A 15,803-nucleotide genomic window follows, 5' to 3' on the forward strand; every position below is an offset into this window, starting at 1 on the left:
GCCGAAACCGTGAGCGACCCCGTGAGCGACGCCGCCCCCGTGGACACCGCCCCCGCGAGCGAGCCGGCCGCGGTGCCGGCCACGGCCCCCGCCGCCGAACCCGCCGCCGATCCCGACACGGCGCCGCCCGTCCACGTGACCATCGTCCTGCCCTGCTACAACGAGCAGGACCACGTGATCGACGAGGTCGAGCGCATCACGAAGGCCATGGACAACAGCGGCAAGAGCTATGAGCTGCTGGCGGTCGACGACTGCTCCACCGACGAGACCCTCGCCCGGCTGGAGGAGGCGGCGCCCCGCTTCCCGCACATGCGGGTCATGGCGTTCCAGCACAACAGCGGGTCCGGGACGGTCCGGCGGATCGGCTCCCAGCAGGCCCGCGGCGACATCGTGGTGTGGACCGACGCCGACATGTCGTACCCGAACGAGCGGATCCCCGACCTCGTCGACATCCTCGACACCGACCCGTCCGTCGACCAGGTCGTCGGCGCCCGCACCACCGAGGAGGGCACGCACAAGCTCCTGCGCGTCCCCGCGAAGTGGTTCATCCGCAAGGTCGCCGAGCGGCTCACCAACTCCAGGATCCCCGACCTGAACTCCGGGCTGCGCGCGTTCCGCCGCGAGGTGTCCCTGCCCTACCTGCGGCTGCTGCCGCCCGGGTTCTCCTGCGTCACCACGATCACGATCGCGTTCCTGTCGAACCAGCACCCCGTGCACTACATGCCGATCGACTACGCCAAGCGGGCCGGCAAGTCCAAGTTCCACTTCACCAAGGACGCCTACCGCTACATCCTGCAGGTGCTGCGGATGGTGATGTACTTCAACCCGCTCAAGGTGCTGATGCCGCTCGCCCTCTGGCTGATCGGGATCGGCCTGCTCAAGGGCGTGTTCGACATGGTGGTGCACATCGGCTACTTCGCCAACAACACCATCATGATCTTCGTGACGGGGCTGATCATCGCGTCGCTGGCGCTGCTGGCCGACCTGATCGTCCGATCGCGCGGCGACGTCTAGTGCGGATCGCCGTCGTCGGCCCCGCCTTCCCGTACAAGGGGGGCGGCGCCCACCACACCACCGAGCTGGCGCGGCGCCTGGCCGCCGCCGGGCACGACGTCGCCATCGAGTCGTGGCGCGCCCAGTACCCCGGCTTCCTGTACCCGGGGCAGCAGACGATCTCCGAGCCGGAGGGCGAGCCGTTCCCCGGCACCCGGCACCGCCTCGACTGGCGCCGCCCGGACGGCTGGTACCGCACCGGCAAGGCGCTGCGAGAGTACGACCTGGTCGTGCTCGCCGTGCTGAGCCCCGTCCAGGTGCCGTCCTACCTGGGCATCCTCGCCGGACTCAAGCGCCGGACGCCCGTCGTGGCGCTGTGCCACAACGTCCTGCCGCACGAGCGCAAGCGCTACGACGAACCGCTGATGCGGCGGCTGCTCCGCAAGGCCGACGGCGTCCTCGTCCACTCGGAGGCGCAGGCGGAGCTGGCGCGGGGGCTGACGCCGCGTCCCGTCCGCGTCGCGGAGATGCCCGCCCACCTGCCCGCGTCCGGCGGCGCGCCCGCTCCGGACGGCAAGGTGCGCAGGCGCCTGCTGTTCTGGGGGATCGTCCGCCCCTACAAGGGCCTGGACGTCCTGCTGCGCGCGCTCGCCGAAGGCCCCGGCGACGTCGGGCTGACCGTCGCGGGCGAGTTCTGGGGCGGCCTGGACGAGACCCGCGAGCTGATCCGGTCGCTCGACCTGGCGTCCCGGGTGGACCTGCGTCCCGGCTACGTGCCCGCCGCGGACGTCCCCGGCCTGTTCGCCGCCGCCGACGCGCTCGTCCTGCCGTACCGGACGGCCACCGCCTCGCAGAACGTGTGGATGGCCTACGAGCACGGCCTCCCGGTGATCGCCACGGACGTCGGCGGGTTCGCCGAGCAGGTCCGCGACGGCGTGGACGGCCTGATCTGCCCGCCCGGCGACGTGCCCGCGCTGGCCGAGGCCCTCACCCGGTTCTACGCGCCGGGGACGCCGGAGCGCCTGCGCTCCGGCGTCCGCCCGGTCGACCACGGCCCGGTCTGGGCCGCCTATCTGGAGGCGCTCACCGCGCTCACAGGTGCGGTTCGATGACCTTGAGCAGGGCGCGCTTCGGCTTGGCGCCGACGATCTGCTCGACGACCTCGCCGTTCTTGAGGAGCAGCAGCGTCGGCAGGCCCATCACGCCGTACTTCTGCGGCGTCTGCGGGTTGGCGTCGTAGTCCAGCTTGGCGATCTTGATCTTGCCGTCCTGCTCGGCGGCGATCTGGTCGAGGACGGGGGCGACCATGCGGCACGGGCCGCACCAGTCCGCCCAGAAGTCGACGAGCACCGGCACGTCGCTGTTCAGGACTTCCTCGGCGAACGTGGCGTCAGTCACGCTGATAGGGGCCGTCACGGTCACTCCTTCGTAGGCTGCGTGTTCCTGACAAGTGCGGCGCGTCCGTCTTCATTCCCACCCTCGTCCGCCAGGAACGCGGCCTCGGCGCGGTGGCGGCGGGCGGGGCGGCCGAGGAGGAGGCCGGCGCCCGCGTTGAGCAGGTCCGCGACCGTCAGCACGACGCGGGACGCGATCGCGACGACGACCGGCGCGCCCGCCGGCAGCACCGGCGTCAGCACCACCGTCAGCGCGGCCTCCCGCGCGCCGATGCCGCCCGGCGCGATGAACACGAGGAACCCGGCGACGAACGCCAGCCCGTAGGCGCCGGTCGCGAGGAACGGCAGCCCGGGGCCGTCGCCGCCGACGGCCAGGCACAGCAGCCAGGTGTGAACGCCGAACAGCGCCCAGCCGAGGACCGTCCAGCCGACGGCCCGCAGCGTCACGCCGAGGCTGACGGGATGCTCCAGCGGCGGCCGCCGGACGAGCTTCAGCATCACGCCGAGCGCCCACGTCACGATCTTCGGGTGCAGCGCCGCGAGCATGAACGGGGCGAGCAGGAACAGCCACCAGTACTCGCGGCGCGCCGCCGCCGACGTCAGCGGCAGCGTCACCGCCGCCACGGCCAGCCCGCAGGCCGTCGAGGTCGCCACGGCCAGCAGCGTCGAGCCGAAGCTGCGCTCGGCGGGCACCTTGTGCTCGCGGGCCATCTCGATCTGGGTGACGAGCGCCCACACCTTGCCCGGCACGTACTTGCCGAGCTGGGACACCGCCGAGATCCGGTAGGCGACCTTCAGCGGCAGGGGCGAGCCGAGGCCGCCGAGGAACGTCCGCCATCCGAGCGTCCAGGCGAACAGGCCGGCCAGGCCCGTGACGAGCGCGCCGGCGAGCGTGGGCCAGGACATCTCCCGGAACGCCTTCGTCGTCGCGTCCCACTGGTGGATCACGCTGTAGGCGCAGAACCCGAGCGCGAGCAGTACCAGCAGCACGCGCAGGGCCCGCATTGCGACGACCTTGATGTTCACGCGCCCAGCGTAGGCGAACCGGGATCCCGCCGCGCCGCGGCTCCGGCGGGGCCGCTTCGGCCGCGCCGCGGCCCGCCGCGCCCTACAGTTGGGGACGATGAAACTCTCGGATGTGGTCGCCTTCATGGGGCACCAGGTGCACGTGTGCCGGTACCGCGAGGCGGGGACGCTGCTGTCCTGGATGGGACGGGACCTGCGCGGCAAGCGGGTCCTCGACGTCGCCGGCGGCGACGGCTACTGGGCGGGGCGCGCGCGCCGCCGCGGGGCCCACGCGGTCTCGATCGACCTGGCGCGCAACAAGATGGTGTACGGCCGGACGCTCGCCGACGCGCCCGCGCTGATCGAGTGCGACGCGCTGCGGCTGCCGTTCGGCGACGGCTCGTTCGACGCGGTCCTGTCGGTGTGCGCGATCGAGCACTTCGACGACGGCGGGAAGTCCCTGGACGAGATGGCGCGGGTGCTGAAGCCCGGCGGTGAGATCTTCATGTCCGCCGACGTGCTGAGCCGGGCCGACGCGTGGCCGAAGCTGCGCGACGCGCACAAGGCGAAGTACCACGTCCAGCACACCTACACCCACGAGAGCCTGCGCAAGCTGATGGACGAGCGCGGCCTCGACCTGGTCCGGCACTCCTACCAGTTCAGGACGGCCGCGACGGAGCGCCTGTACCTGTCGCTGTCGACGTACGGCGGGAAGGTCGGCTTCAACGCGGCGGCCCCGCTGGCGCCGCTGGTGGCGCTCGCCGACAAGAACGCGCCGAACCGGCAGGGCAGCATCGTCCTGGTGCACGCGCGCAAGAGATAGGTGTGGGAAGGGCCCCGGGGAGAAAGGTATGGGCCCGGGGGCTCGGGTAGGGCCTCTCCATGACTCGCGGCGGCGAGCGGCGCGGAGGTCGCGCGCCCCGGCCGGTCGCGGGCGTAGGCTCGAACGGTAAAGAGTGATCTACGCCACTACGGCGGAAGCGCCGGAATGGGGGAGTGGACCGTGGCGCCTCGGATCCTGCTCGATGCCACCGCGGTACCCGCCGACAGGGGCGGGCTCGGACGGTACGTGGACGGCCTGCTGTCGGCCCTGCACGCGCTCGGCGCGGACCTCGCGGTCGCCTGCCAGCGCGCGGACGAGAAGCGGTACGGGGAACTCGCGCCCGGGGCCCGGATCGTCGCGGGCCCGGCGGCGCTGGCGCACCGCGCGACCAGGCTGGCGTGGGAGCAGACCGGTCTGCCGCACGTCGCCGACGGCGTCGAGGCCGACGTGATCCATCTGCCGACGTACACGATGCCGGTCAGCGCCGTCCGGCCGACGGTGGTGACCATCCACGACGTGACGCTGTTCGCGGAGCCGGAGGTGCACGACCCGGTCCGCACCACCTACGTCAAGTCGGCGACCCGCACCGCGGCGCGCCGCGCGACCCGGCTGATCGTCCCGTCGCGGGCGACGCGGGACGAGCTGGTGCGGGTGCTGGGCGCCGACCCGGAGCACATCGACGTGGCCTACCACGGCGTCGACCACGAGGTGTTCCACCGGCCGTCCGAGGCGGAGGTGAAGCAGGTCTCCGACCGGCTCGGCCTGCACGGCCGCCCGTACGTCGCCTATCTGGGCGCGCTGGAGCCGCGCAAGAACGTCCCGAACCTCATCCGCGGCTGGGTGCGCGCCTGCTCCGACCTGGAGGACCCGCCCGCGCTGGTCCTGGCGGGCGGCGGCGGCTGGGACGACGAGGTCGACGGGGCGATGGCGACGGTGCCGCCGCGGATGCGGGTGCTGCGGCCGGGGTACCTGCCGTGGCCGTCGCTGCCCGGGTTCTTCGGCGGCGCGCTGGTGGTGGCGCTGCCGAGCCGCGGCGAGGGGTTCGGCCTGCCGGTGCTGGAGGCGATGGCGTGCGGCGCGCCCGTCCTGACGACGCGGCGCGGGCCGCTGCCGGAGGTCGGCGGCGACGCGGTCGCCTACACCGAGCCGGACCCGGAGGGCATCGCGTCGGCGCTGACGGCGCTGAGCGGCGACCCGGCCCGCCGCGCCGGCCTGGCGGAGGCCGCCTACACCCGGTCGCTGGAGTTCACCTGGACGGCGTCCGCCGAGGCGCACCTGGCCTCCTACGAGCGGGCGATCCGGCAGCACGAGGCGTCCCACGGTCGCGGGCCGGCATCGGCCACCCACTAGGCTTCGTCACCACGACCGCGGTGGAGAAAGGAACCGAGTGGAAGCGATCCTCCTGGTGGGAGGCCAGGGCACCCGCCTGCGCCCCTTGACGATCTCCACCCCGAAGCCGCTGCTTCCCACGGCCGGCGTGGCCTTCCTGGCGCACCAGCTGGCGCGCGCGCACGCCGCCGGCGTGGAGCGCATCGTGTTCGCGACGTCCTACCGCGCGGAGATGTTCGAGGCGGCGTTCGGCCCGCGCGCGCACGGCGTGGACCTGGTGTACGTCAGTGAGGCGCAGCCGCTCGGCACCGGCGGCGCGATCCGCAACGCGGCGCGCGCGCTGACCTGCGGCCCGGACGATCCGGTGCTGATCCTCAACGGCGACATCCTGTCCGGCCATGACGTGCGCGCCCAGGTGAAGGTGCACGAGAGCGCCGGCGCGGCGGTGACGCTGCACCTCACCGAGGTGGACGACCCGACCCGGTTCGGCTGCGTCCCGACCGACGGCGCGGGGCGCGTCACCGCGTTCCTGGAGAAGACGTCCCATCCGGTGACGAACCAGATCAACGCGGGCTGCTACGTGTTCCGCCGGTCGGCGATCGACACGATCGCCGAGGACGAGGTCGTCTCGGTGGAGCGGGAGACGTTCCCGTCGCTGATCGCGTCCGGCGCCGTGGTCATGGGCCATGTCGAGTCGGGCTACTGGCTGGACGTCGGCACGCCGGAGGCGTTCGTGCGCGGCTCCTGCGACCTCGTCCTCGGCCGGATCGACTCGCCGGCGATGCCGGGCGAGGCGGGCGAGCGGCTCGCCCTCGCCGGTTCGACGGTGTCGCCGGGCGCGGTGGTGCGCGGCGGCACGACGGTCGGGCGGGGCGCGGTGGTCGAGGCGGGCGCCACCGTCATCGGCAGCGTGCTGCTGGACGACTCGTTCGTCGCGGAGGGCGCGACCGTCCGCGACTCGGTGCTGAGCCGCGGCGCGCGCGTCGGCCCCGGGGCGGTGCTGGACGGGGTGATCCTCGGTGACGGCGCGGTGGTCGGCCCGGGCAACGAGCTGTGCTGCGGGCTGCGCGTCTGGCCGGGGATCGAGCTCCCGGCCACGGCGGTCCGCTTCTCCACCGATGCCTGACGGCGGCGCCGCGGGCGTCGCGTCCGGGCCGCTGCCGGGCCGTGCCGCGGAGGGCCTGCGGCGGGTGTGGACGCCGGGGTTCGACGTCGATGTGGGGGCGACGCTGGGGCCGCACCGGCGCGGCCATCACGATCCGGCGTTCCGGGTGGAGCGGGACGGGACGGTCTGGCGCGCGTCCTACACCCCGGAGGGTCCTGGCACGCTGCGGGTCAGGCGCAGCGGTGCGGCCGTCGAGGGGCGCGCGTGGGGGCCGGGCGCCGGGTGGCTGCTGGACGGCCTGCCCGACCTGCTCGGGGCGTCCGATGAACCGGACGGGTTCGAGGCGCACCACGAGATCGTGCGGCGGCAGGCGCTACTGCGGCCGGGCCTGCGGATCGGCCGGACGAACCGGGTGTTCGAGGCGCTCGTCCCGGCGGTGATGGAGCAGAAGGTCCTCGCGCAGGAGGCGTGGCGGGCCTGGGGGTACCTGCTGCGCCGATTCGGCGAGCCGGCGCCGGGCGCGCCCGCCGCGCTGCGGCTGCGGGTGCCGCCGCCGCCCGCGGTCTGGGTCCGGATCCCGTCGTGGGAGTGGCACCGGTCCGGGCTGGAGGCGGTCCGGGCCCGGACCATCATCGGCGCGGCGCGGGTCGCCGCCCGGCTGGAGGACGACCCGGCCGAGGCCCGGCTGCGGACGCTGCCGGGCGTCGGGGTCTGGACGGCGGCGGAGGTCCGGCAGCGGGCGGCGGGCGATCCCGACGCCGTCTCCGTCGGCGACTACAACCTGCCCGGCCTGGTCGGCTGGGCGCTGGCGGGCCGCAAGGTCGACGACGACGGGATGCTGGAGCTGCTGGCGCCGTACGCGGGGCATCGGCACCGGGTCACCCGGCTGCTGGAATCGTCCGGCGCGCGGCCTCCGCGGCGCGGCCCGCGCCTTCCCGTCCGCGACTACCGGAGCTTCTGACCCCGCGGCGCTCGCCGGACCTGCGGCGGAGCCAGAAGTTGTCCGGGGTCCAGTTGAGGCCGTCGCGGGTGTCGGCGCCGAAGACCGGCGCGAGAACGGCGAGGGCGATGATGATCGCGAGCATGACCAGCATGGGACTGTTCCTCCGGCGAGGGCCGTGCGGCGGTGGTTCCGCCCGGGGGGACGACCCTCTCGCACCCATAGCTTGACTCAGTCCAACATTGAGGACCAGCGACTCTTTCTAGACGCAATCATTAAGTTCCGCTACATCCCGAGTTGGGGTGTCCTCGCGGGAATAGTCGGAGGGCGGGGCGGGCTGTACCGGGGTGATCGCCGGTTTCCGGGGCCCCGCCGCGTCGCAAAATATGACGATTGGCATAGAGTGCCCGCATGGAGGCCACTGAGAACGCGGTGAGGCGGGCCTTGGCCCGTGCGCGTGACGGGAAGACGCTCGACCAGTCCGAGGCCACGACGCTGCTGCAGGCCCGGGGGCCGCAGCTCGACGATCTCCTCGCCTACGCGGCGAGGACCAGGGACGCCGGCCTCGCGGCGGCGGGACGTCCCGGGATCATCACCTACAGCCGCAAGGTCTTCATCCCGCTGACCCGGCTGTGCCGGGACCGCTGCGGCTACTGCACGTTCGCGACCGTCCCGCACAAGCTGGACGCGCCGTACCTCAGCCCGGACGAGGTGCTGGAGATCGCCCGCCAGGGCGCGGCGATGGGCTGCAAGGAGGCGCTGTTCACGCTCGGGGACCGTCCCGAGGACCGGTGGAAGCAGGCCCGCGAGTGGCTCGACGCCCACGGCTACGACGACACGCTGTCCTACGTGCGGGCGATGGCGATCCGGGTGCTGGAGGAGACCGGGCTGCTGCCGCACCTGAACCCCGGCGTGCTGACGTGGCGCGACTTCCAGCGGCTCAAGCCGGTCGCGCCGTCCATGGGGATGATGCTGGAGACCACCGCGACGCGGCTGTTCAGCGAGCGCGGCGGCCCGCACTTCGGCTCGCCGGACAAGGACCCGGCCGTCCGGCTGCGGGTGCTGGAGGACGCCGGCCGGACGAACGTCCCGTTCACCACCGGCATCCTCATCGGGATCGGCGAGACGGTCGAGGAGCGCGCGGACGCGATCTTCGCGATCCGCCGGACGATGCGCGAGTACGGCGCCGTCCAGGAGGTGATCGTGCAGAACTTCCGCGCGAAGCCGGACACCAAGATGCGCGACACGCCCGACGCCGAGCTGGAGGAGCTCGCCGCGACGATCGCGGTGACGCGGATCGTCCTCGGCCCGAAGGCGCGCGTCCAGGCGCCGCCGAACCTCGTCGCCGACCAGTACGCGCTGATGCTGCGCGCCGGTATCGACGACTGGGGCGGCGTGTCCCCGCTGACGCCGGACCACGTGAACCCCGAGCGTCCGTGGCCGCAGATCGACGAGCTGGCCGCGCGGACCGCCGAATCGGGCTTCGAGCTGCGCGAACGCCTCACGATCTACCCCGAGTACGTCAAGCGGGGCGAGCCGTGGCTGGACCCGCGGCTCCTCGGGCACGTGTCCGCGCTGGCCGACCCGGCGACCGGGCTCGCCCGCGAGGACGCCGTGCTCGAAGGGCGTCCGTGGCAGGAGCCCGACGGCGGGTTCGAGGCGTCCGGGCGCACCGACCTGCACACCGAGATCGACACGACCGGCCGCACGTCCGACCGGCGCGACGACTTCGACGAGGTCTACGGCGACTGGGACGCGCTCAAGGAGCGGATGGCCGCCCCCGAGCGGTTCGACGCCGACGTCAAGGCCGCCCTCGCCGCCGCCGAGCGGGACCCGGCCGGCCTGACCGACGACGAGGCCCTCGCGCTGCTGCACGCCGACGGCCCCGAGCTGGACGCGCTCGCGAAGCTGGCCGACGACCTGCGCCGCGACACGGTCGGCGACGACGTGACCTACGTCGTCACCCGGAACATCAACTTCACGAACGTCTGCTACACCGGCTGCCGGTTCTGCGCGTTCGCGCAGCGCCGCACCGACGCCGACGCGTACACGCTGTCGCTCCAGCAGGTCGGCGACCGGGTGGACGAGGCGTGGGAGGCGGGCGCCACCGAGATCTGCATGCAGGGCGGCATCCACCCGGACCTGCCCGGCACCGCCTACTTCGACCTCGCCCGCGAGGTGAAGCGCCGCGCCCCCGGCATCCACCTGCACTCCTACAGCCCGATGGAGGTCGTCAACGGCGCCTCCCGCACCGACCTGTCCATCCGCGAGTGGCTGGAGGCGGCGAAGGAGGCGGGCGTCGACTCGCTGCCCGGGACGGCCGCCGAGATCCTCGACGACGACGTCCGCTGGGTGCTGACGAAGGGCAAGCTGCCCACCGACCAGTGGGTCGAGGTCGTCACCACCGCGCACGAGATCGGCATCCCGACGACGTCCACGATGATGTACGGGCACGTGGACACCCCGGCGCACTGGGTCGCGCACCTCAGGCTGCTGCGCTCCATCCAGGAGCGGACGGGCGGGTTCAGCGAGTTCGTGCTGCTGCCGTTCGTCCACCACAACTCGCCGATCTACCTGGCCGGGCTCGCGCGTCCGGGGCCGACCGTGCGGGAGAACGTCGCCGTCCACGCGCTCGCGCGGATCCTGCTGCACGGCGCCATCTCCAACATCCAGACGTCCTGGGTGAAGCTCGGCGACGAGCTGTGCACGCGGGTGCTGAAGGGCGGCGTCAACGACCTCGGCGGGACGCTGATGGAGGAGACCATCAGCCGGATGGCCGGGTCGGAGAACGGGTCGTTCAAGCCGATCAGCGAGCTGGAGGAGATCGCCGCGCGCGCGGGACGTCCCGCCCGCCAGCGCACCACCCTCTACGGCGAGGTCCCGGCGGAGCGCCTCGAAGCCGCCCGCAAGACCGACGGCATCGGCCACTTCGGCCGCCCCACCCTCACCCTCACGCCCCGTTGAGACGTGGCGAGTCGCCGTCATGGCCACGCTCATGACGGCGACTCGCCGCGAATGAACGCATGCTCCTGGTGTGTCCGGTATGACTGACGGGTGAGGTGGAAGGTGTGGGCGGCCGCCTTGCTCGTCGTGACGGGCGTGGGCGGCGGGGCGTGGGCGCTCGGCCTGCTGCCGGGGCCGTCGTCGTGCGCGGGCGGCACGGTGCGCGTCACGGTCGCCGCGCAGCCGGAGATCGCACCGGCGCTGCGCGACGTCGCGGCCCGGTTCAACGTGGAGGAGCACCGCGTCGGCGGACGGTGCGTCCGCGCGCGCGTGACGGCCGTCGCGCCCGCCGAGTTCGCCCGCCGTCCTGAGCTGCGGCGGCGCGCGGACGCCTGGGTGCCGGAGTCGTCGGTGTGGCTGGGGATCGTCCGCGACGCGGGCGACAGGAACGTCCCGTCGGGAGGGACGCCGCTCGCCGCGACGCCCGTGGTGCTCGCCATGACCCGTCCGGTGGCGGAGGAGTTCGCCGCCGACCACGTCGCCATGAGCTGGAAGCTGCTGCTCAAGGACGAGGCGGACGGCGTCGCCCTCGCCCGCAGGGCGGCGGACCCGGCCGTCGGCACCAGCGGGATGGTCGCGATGCTCGCCGTCGAGCAGGTCGGCGGGAAGGCGGGCGACGTCGCGGGCGACCTGCGCGGGGCCGCGCCGTCACCGGTGGACGACGCGTCCGGCGGCTCCGCCGCGGTGCTCGCCGGGCTCACCACCGCGCCGCGCCTCGCCCGGTCCCTCACCGTCACCACCGAGCAGGCCGCCATCGCCTACAACGGCGCGCACCGCCCCAACCCGGTCACCCCGATCGTCCCGGACGAGGGCACGCTCATGCTCGACCACCCGTACGCCGTCACGGCCCGCGACCGGCGGCACCGCGACGCGGCGGCCGCGTTCGGCGACGCGCTCGGCGCGCGGTCCGCCCGCGACGCCCTCCAGCAGGCCGGCTTCCGCGCGCCCGACGGCACGTTCGGCGACGCCTACGCCCGCGACCACGGCCTCTCGGCCGGGCCGCCGCGCGCCCTCCGCCTCCCCACCCCCAAGGAGATCGACCGGGCGCTCTCCGCCTGGAAACGCTGAGCCGTCGCGTGCCGCCCTCACGGCACCGCCGATCAGGGCGACACGCCGCAGGTCAACGGACTTCGATGAACGCGTCGGGGGTCCGGGGCGGGCGGTCGCGGGGCGGAGCGGCGGGGTGGCCGACGCCGACCGCGCCCATCGGGTCCCACTCGTCCGGCAGGTCCAGGGCCTCGCGGACGACGTCGCGGCAGAACATCGTGCTGGACACCCAGCACGACCCGAGCCCCTCCACCGCCAGCGACACCAGCAGGTTCTCCACGCCCGCCCCGGTCGCCACGACGAACATCTCGCGCTCGGCGGTCGCGCGGCGCGCGTCGGGGTAGTCGTGCGAGCCGTCCATGACCAGGCACGGGACGACCAGGTAGGGCGCGCGGCGCAGCACGTCGCCGCGCCGCAGCCGCTTGGCGATCGACTCCTCGGAGAAGCCGTCGCGGCGCAGGTCGCCCTCCCACGCGTCGCGCATCGCGTCCAGCAGCCGGGTCCGGGACTCGGCCGACTCCAGCAGGACGAACCGCCACGGCGTCGTGTGGTGCGGCGCCGGCGCGGTGATCGCGGCGGCGACCGCGCGCCGCACCGCCTCCGGGTCGACCGGGTCCGCGGTGAACTCGCGGATGGTGCGGCGCGCCTGCAGCACGTCCGCCGACCCGTACCGGAACATGTCCTCGGCGGGCGGCCGGACGAGCTGCCGCGCCCCCGGACCGTCGTCGCCGGTCACCAGGTGCGCCAGCCCGCGCACCACCGCGATCGGCACCCCGTCGAGCTTGCCCTTCACCAGCTCCGCCGCCGCCGCGATCTCGTCCGCGACGGCGGTGATGGTCGCTTCGAGCCGGTTGCCGTACGCGTCGTCGGTGCCGCGCAGGTCGCTGAGCGGCGCGAGGCCCGCCACGCCGATCGCCGCGTCCGTCAGGCCGTTGCGCCACGGCCGGCCCAGCGTGTCGGACACGATGACCGCGACGTCCGCGCCGGTCCGCTCCCGCACGCCCGCGCGGATGCGGCGCGCGGAGGCGTCGGAGTCCTCCGGCAGCAGCAGGACGGTGCCGGGCGCGGTGTTGGACGCGTCCACCCCCGCCGCCGCCAGCACCAGCCCCTGCCGCGTCTCCACGATCCGGGTCTCGCCGCGGGCGTGCCTGCGCCGCGCCACCACCCGCACCGTCTCGGCGTCGATCGCCTTCTCCCGGTCGTCCGCGACCAGGACCCGGCCCTCCGCCTTGCTGACGATCTTGGACGTGACGACCAGCACGTCCCCGTCCTCGACCGCGTCCGCCGGGACCAGCGCGGCGATGTCGTCGCCCTCGCCGACCTCGGGCAGCCCGGGGATGCCGAACACCTGCAGATTCACGGCGCTTCCTTCTTCAGCCGGAGGGCCAGGTCGAGCGCCGCGCGCGCGATCGCCGCCGTGGCCTCCGGGTCGCTCATCAGCAGCGGGCGGGACCGCACCTCGATGCCCTCCACCCGCACGTCGCCGTCCGCCTCGTCGACGAGCCAGCCGTCCAGCAGCCCGAGCCCGTAGTACTCGGCCACCGCCTTCGCCGACGTCTCCACGCCGATCGCGGTCAGGCACGCGTCCGCCATCCCGCGCACCGGGGCGCCGCCGATGATCGGCGACACACCGACCACGGTGTTCGCCGCGACCGCCTCGCGGATGCCGGGGATCGCCAGGATCGTCCCGATGCTGACGACCGGGTTGGACGGCGGGAACAGCACCACGTCCGCCTCCTCGATCGCCTTGAGCACGCCCGGTGCCGGCTTCGCCTCGTCGGCGCCGACCGGCGCGATCGACAGCGCGGGCAGCGACGCGCGCAGCCGCACCCACCACTCCTGGAAGTGGATCGCGCGCCGGCCGCGCTCCGGGTCGTCCACGACCACGTGCGTCTCGACCTGGTCGTCGGTCATCGGGATGAGCCGCACGCCCGGCTTCCACCGGTCGCACAGCGCCTCCGTCACCGACGACAGCTTGTACCCGGCCGCCAGCATCTGCGTCCGGACGATGTGGGTGGCGAAGTCGCGGTCGCCGAGCCCGAACCAGCCGGGACCCACGCCGTAGGCGGCCAGCTCCTCCTTGACGGCGAACGTCTCGTCCGTCCGCCCCCAGCCCTGCTCCTCGTTGATCCCGCCGCCGAGGGTGTACATCACGGTGTCCAAATCGGGGCAGACACGCAGCCCGAACAGGGAGATGTCGTCCCCGGTGTTGCCGATGACGGTGATCTCCGCCTCGGGGGCGGCGGCCTGGAGCCCGCGCAGGAAGCGGGCTCCCCCGATGCCGCCCGCCAGCGCCACGATCCTCATGCCGATCAGCCTAGGGCGCCGGTGGGCGGCTCTCGACGCGCAGGGCGCGTTCCGCGTCCGCGAACCGCGCCTTTCTAGGGTTTTGGCGTGCCGCGGGGGACAGAGACGGGGCCGGGCGGGATGTGCAAAGCTTTGCGTGTCATCCGATTGCCTCGGTCTGGAGAAGTCACCGTGAACAAGGAAGCCGTCCAGCGCCTGCGCGAACCGGCCGCCTGGGTACTGCTCGCCTCCGCGGGCGTCCAATTGCTCGCGGGCATCATCCTGCTGCTCGGCGGCGGCGGTGCCTTCACCTACCGTGCGCTCGCGGCCGCCCAGGACACCCTGTTCACGCAGATCGTCTGTGTCGGGCTGGCCGTCCTCGCGGTCGTGCTGACGACCTGGGGCGCCGCCGCGACCCCGCAGGCCCGCACCATCACCATGGGCGCGCTCGGCGTGCTCGGCGTCACCGCCCTGTTCGCCGTCATCTCCTGGCTGAGCGCGATGGCCGCCGACGGCGCGAGCGCCCTCAGCAAGCTCGCGGTGTTCCTCGCCGGCGGCGGCAAGATCGCCGTGATCGGCATCGCGGGCTGGTTCGTCTTCACCGTCTTCCAGGGCATGCAGCCGGCCCGCCCGCAGCCGCAGATGCAGCAGGGCTACCCCGACTTCGGCTACCAGCAGGGCCAGCAGTACGGGCAGCAGGGCTACGGCCAGCAGGGCTACCAGCAGTACCAGCAGTACGGCCAGCAGGGCGAGCAGTACGGCCAGCAGGGCGCCGAGGGCCAGCAGGCCGCGCAGCAGCAGTACGGCCAGCAGTACGGGCAGCAGCAGTACGGCCAGCCGCAGTACCAGCAGTACGGCCAGCCGCAGCCCGGCCAGCCCGCCCAGCCGGGGCAGGCCCAGCCGCAGCCGGGGCAGCCGCAGGGAGGCGAGCAGCCGCAGCAGCCCGCCGACCAGCAGGAGGAGATGGGCGAGTGGACCCGCGCCTACGGCGGGTCCGGCGGCCAGGAGGGCGCGGGCCAGCAGGGCCCGCAGGGCACCCACCCCGGGCAGCCGCAGGGCGAGCAGCGGCCCGACGAGGGCGGCGACTGGTACCGCGACAACCGCCCCCCGCCGCCGCAGTGACCGGCGCCGGCCGGCGGTGATCCGCCTCACTGACCCGCCGATTAACTGATCTTCATCTGAGGTTCGGCGAGCGCTTCCCCACATAACCCGCTATGTCGCCCTGGAAACTCGTTCCGCTTGACGGGGCGGGCGCTACACGCGTGTAATTTCGTCGGTGTAGTTTCAATGCCTTCCCGGGGGAGAGATCTTGAGGACGGCATTGACCAGGGGGTTCCACGGGCAGGAGGTGCGCTGTGAGCGAGGTCGTCATCCCGCTGGCGCACGGCACAGACGGCGAAGAGATGGGCTGGCAGGAGCGCGCACTGTGCGCGCAGACGGACCCGGAGGCGTTTTTTCCGGAGAAGGGCGGCTCCACTCGCGAGGCCAAGAAGGTGTGCCGGGCATGCGAGGTGCGGACGGAGTGCTTGGAGTACGCGCTGCAGCACGATGAACGTTTCGGTATTTGGGGGGGACTGTCCGAACGCGAACGCCGCAAGCTGAAGCGCCAAGCCGTCTAGTTCCCGCCCGACGTGCCGAGCCGCCGTGCGAGCGCGTCGTCTGACCGGTGGGGGCGGAGCCGGAGGCGAGCCCCCACCGGGAGGCTCGCGAAGCGAGGTCGCGCTCGCCCGAGCCCGGTCGAGCGGCGAGCCGCCAGGCGAGCCCCTTGGGCCGGGATCGCAGGAAATACAGCGAAGCCACGCGTACAGTAAGCAGCCGTGTCGGCCCCAGGGCCGGCACGGCTGCTGCATTCCAGCAGGGAATCACCCGTCGTCCCAC

General features: G+C 73.5%; 14 protein-coding genes. 10 read left to right on the forward strand and 4 right to left on the reverse strand.

Annotated elements, in window-relative coordinates; genetic code table 11:
* The first annotated feature begins 72 nt into the window (after positions 1 to 72).
* A complete protein-coding gene (locus ABT299_RS19155; protein ID WP_500251593.1) occupies positions 73 to 1,014 on the forward strand; it encodes a glycosyltransferase family 2 protein in 942 nt (313 codons plus the stop codon).
* Entirely contained in the window at positions 1,014 to 2,105 is a 1,092-nt protein-coding gene (locus ABT299_RS19160; protein ID WP_500251564.1) for a glycosyltransferase family 4 protein, read from the forward strand. The genes ABT299_RS19155 and ABT299_RS19160 overlap by 1 nt, the downstream gene beginning before the upstream one ends.
* Here ABT299_RS19160 and trxA read toward each other — a convergent pair.
* Both trxA and ABT299_RS19170 read right to left on the reverse strand, forming a co-directional pair.
* Positions 2,086 to 2,409: a thioredoxin gene (gene trxA, locus ABT299_RS19165; protein WP_190860182.1), complete on the reverse strand. Its 324-nt coding sequence runs from the start codon at positions 2,407 to 2,409 to the stop codon at positions 2,086 to 2,088. The two genes, ABT299_RS19160 and trxA, sit on opposite strands and share 20 nt — an antisense overlap.
* 2 nt (positions 2,410 to 2,411) lie before the next feature.
* On the reverse strand, positions 2,412 to 3,413 hold the full coding sequence (locus ABT299_RS19170; protein ID WP_347256837.1) for a lysylphosphatidylglycerol synthase transmembrane domain-containing protein: 1,002 nt from the start codon (positions 3,411 to 3,413) through the stop codon (positions 2,412 to 2,414).
* 97 nt (positions 3,414 to 3,510) lie between these two features.
* Between ABT299_RS19170 and ABT299_RS19175 the strand changes: the two genes are divergently transcribed.
* The 6 genes from ABT299_RS19175 (at position 3,511) to ABT299_RS19200 (ending at position 11,660) form a co-directional block, all read left to right on the forward strand.
* The gene (locus tag ABT299_RS19175; RefSeq protein ID WP_190860180.1) at positions 3,511 to 4,215 is read left to right on the forward strand and encodes a class I SAM-dependent methyltransferase; all 705 of its coding nucleotides are present in this window, start codon (positions 3,511 to 3,513) and stop codon (positions 4,213 to 4,215) included.
* Between the two features lie 180 nt (positions 4,216 to 4,395).
* Complete coding sequence (locus ABT299_RS19180) at positions 4,396 to 5,565, forward strand: glycosyltransferase (protein WP_190860178.1); 1,170 nt, start codon at positions 4,396 to 4,398, stop codon at positions 5,563 to 5,565.
* 37 nt (positions 5,566 to 5,602) lie between these two features.
* Positions 5,603 to 6,670: a mannose-1-phosphate guanylyltransferase gene (gene manB, locus ABT299_RS19185; RefSeq protein ID WP_190860176.1), complete on the forward strand. Its 1,068-nt coding sequence runs from the start codon at positions 5,603 to 5,605 to the stop codon at positions 6,668 to 6,670.
* On the forward strand, positions 6,663 to 7,610 hold the full coding sequence (locus ABT299_RS19190; protein WP_433240423.1) for a DNA-3-methyladenine glycosylase family protein: 948 nt from the start codon (positions 6,663 to 6,665) through the stop codon (positions 7,608 to 7,610). The genes manB and ABT299_RS19190 overlap by 8 nt, the downstream gene beginning before the upstream one ends.
* Before the next feature lie 390 nt (positions 7,611 to 8,000).
* A complete protein-coding gene (locus tag ABT299_RS19195; protein ID WP_500251565.1) occupies positions 8,001 to 10,553 on the forward strand; it encodes a bifunctional FO biosynthesis protein CofGH in 2,553 nt (850 codons plus the stop codon).
* A gap of 90 nt (positions 10,554 to 10,643) precedes the next feature.
* The gene (locus ABT299_RS19200; RefSeq protein ID WP_190860170.1) at positions 10,644 to 11,660 is read left to right on the forward strand and encodes a substrate-binding domain-containing protein; all 1,017 of its coding nucleotides are present in this window, start codon (positions 10,644 to 10,646) and stop codon (positions 11,658 to 11,660) included.
* Between the two features lie 52 nt (positions 11,661 to 11,712).
* On the opposite strand, the gene ABT299_RS19205 is transcribed toward ABT299_RS19200, so the two are convergent.
* Entirely contained in the window at positions 11,713 to 12,999 is a 1,287-nt protein-coding gene (locus ABT299_RS19205) for a coenzyme F420-0:L-glutamate ligase (protein ID WP_500251566.1), read from the reverse strand.
* Positions 12,996 to 13,946: a 2-phospho-L-lactate transferase gene (gene cofD / locus ABT299_RS19210; RefSeq protein WP_190860167.1), complete on the reverse strand. Its 951-nt coding sequence runs from the start codon at positions 13,944 to 13,946 to the stop codon at positions 12,996 to 12,998. The genes ABT299_RS19205 and cofD overlap by 4 nt, the downstream gene beginning before the upstream one ends.
* Before the next feature lie 171 nt (positions 13,947 to 14,117).
* Here cofD and ABT299_RS19215 point away from each other — a divergent pair, with 171 nt between their 5' ends.
* Both ABT299_RS19215 and ABT299_RS19220 read left to right on the forward strand, forming a co-directional pair.
* Positions 14,118 to 15,047 carry a hypothetical protein gene (locus ABT299_RS19215; protein WP_190860165.1) on the forward strand — a complete coding sequence of 310 codons (930 nt, stop codon included), beginning with the start codon at positions 14,118 to 14,120 and terminating at the stop codon, positions 15,045 to 15,047.
* A 281-nt stretch (positions 15,048 to 15,328) separates the two neighbouring features.
* Positions 15,329 to 15,544: a WhiB family transcriptional regulator gene (locus ABT299_RS19220; protein WP_171064042.1), complete on the forward strand. Its 216-nt coding sequence runs from the start codon at positions 15,329 to 15,331 to the stop codon at positions 15,542 to 15,544.
* Positions 15,545 to 15,803: the final 259 nt, after the last annotated feature.

This window comes from Spirillospora sp. NPDC000708, from assembly GCF_040299565.1.
Lineage (GTDB): Bacteria > Actinomycetota > Actinomycetes > Streptosporangiales > Streptosporangiaceae > Spirillospora.

Bases quoted from the DNA above. Each gene is read 5' to 3' on its own strand.
- ABT299_RS19175 (WP_190860180.1), top strand. From the start codon at position 3,511: ATGAAACTCTCGGATGTGGTCGCCTTCATGGGGCACCAGGTGCACGTG.
- ABT299_RS19190 (WP_433240423.1), top strand. From the start codon at position 6,663: ATGCCTGACGGCGGCGCCGCGGGCGTCGCGTCCGGGCCGCTGCCGGGC.
- ABT299_RS19195 (WP_500251565.1), top strand. From the start codon at position 8,001: ATGGAGGCCACTGAGAACGCGGTGAGGCGGGCCTTGGCCCGTGCGCGT.
- cofD (WP_190860167.1), bottom strand. From the start codon at position 13,946: ATGAGGATCGTGGCGCTGGCGGGCGGCATCGGGGGAGCCCGCTTCCTG.
- ABT299_RS19220 (WP_171064042.1), top strand. From the start codon at position 15,329: ATGGGCTGGCAGGAGCGCGCACTGTGCGCGCAGACGGACCCGGAGGCG.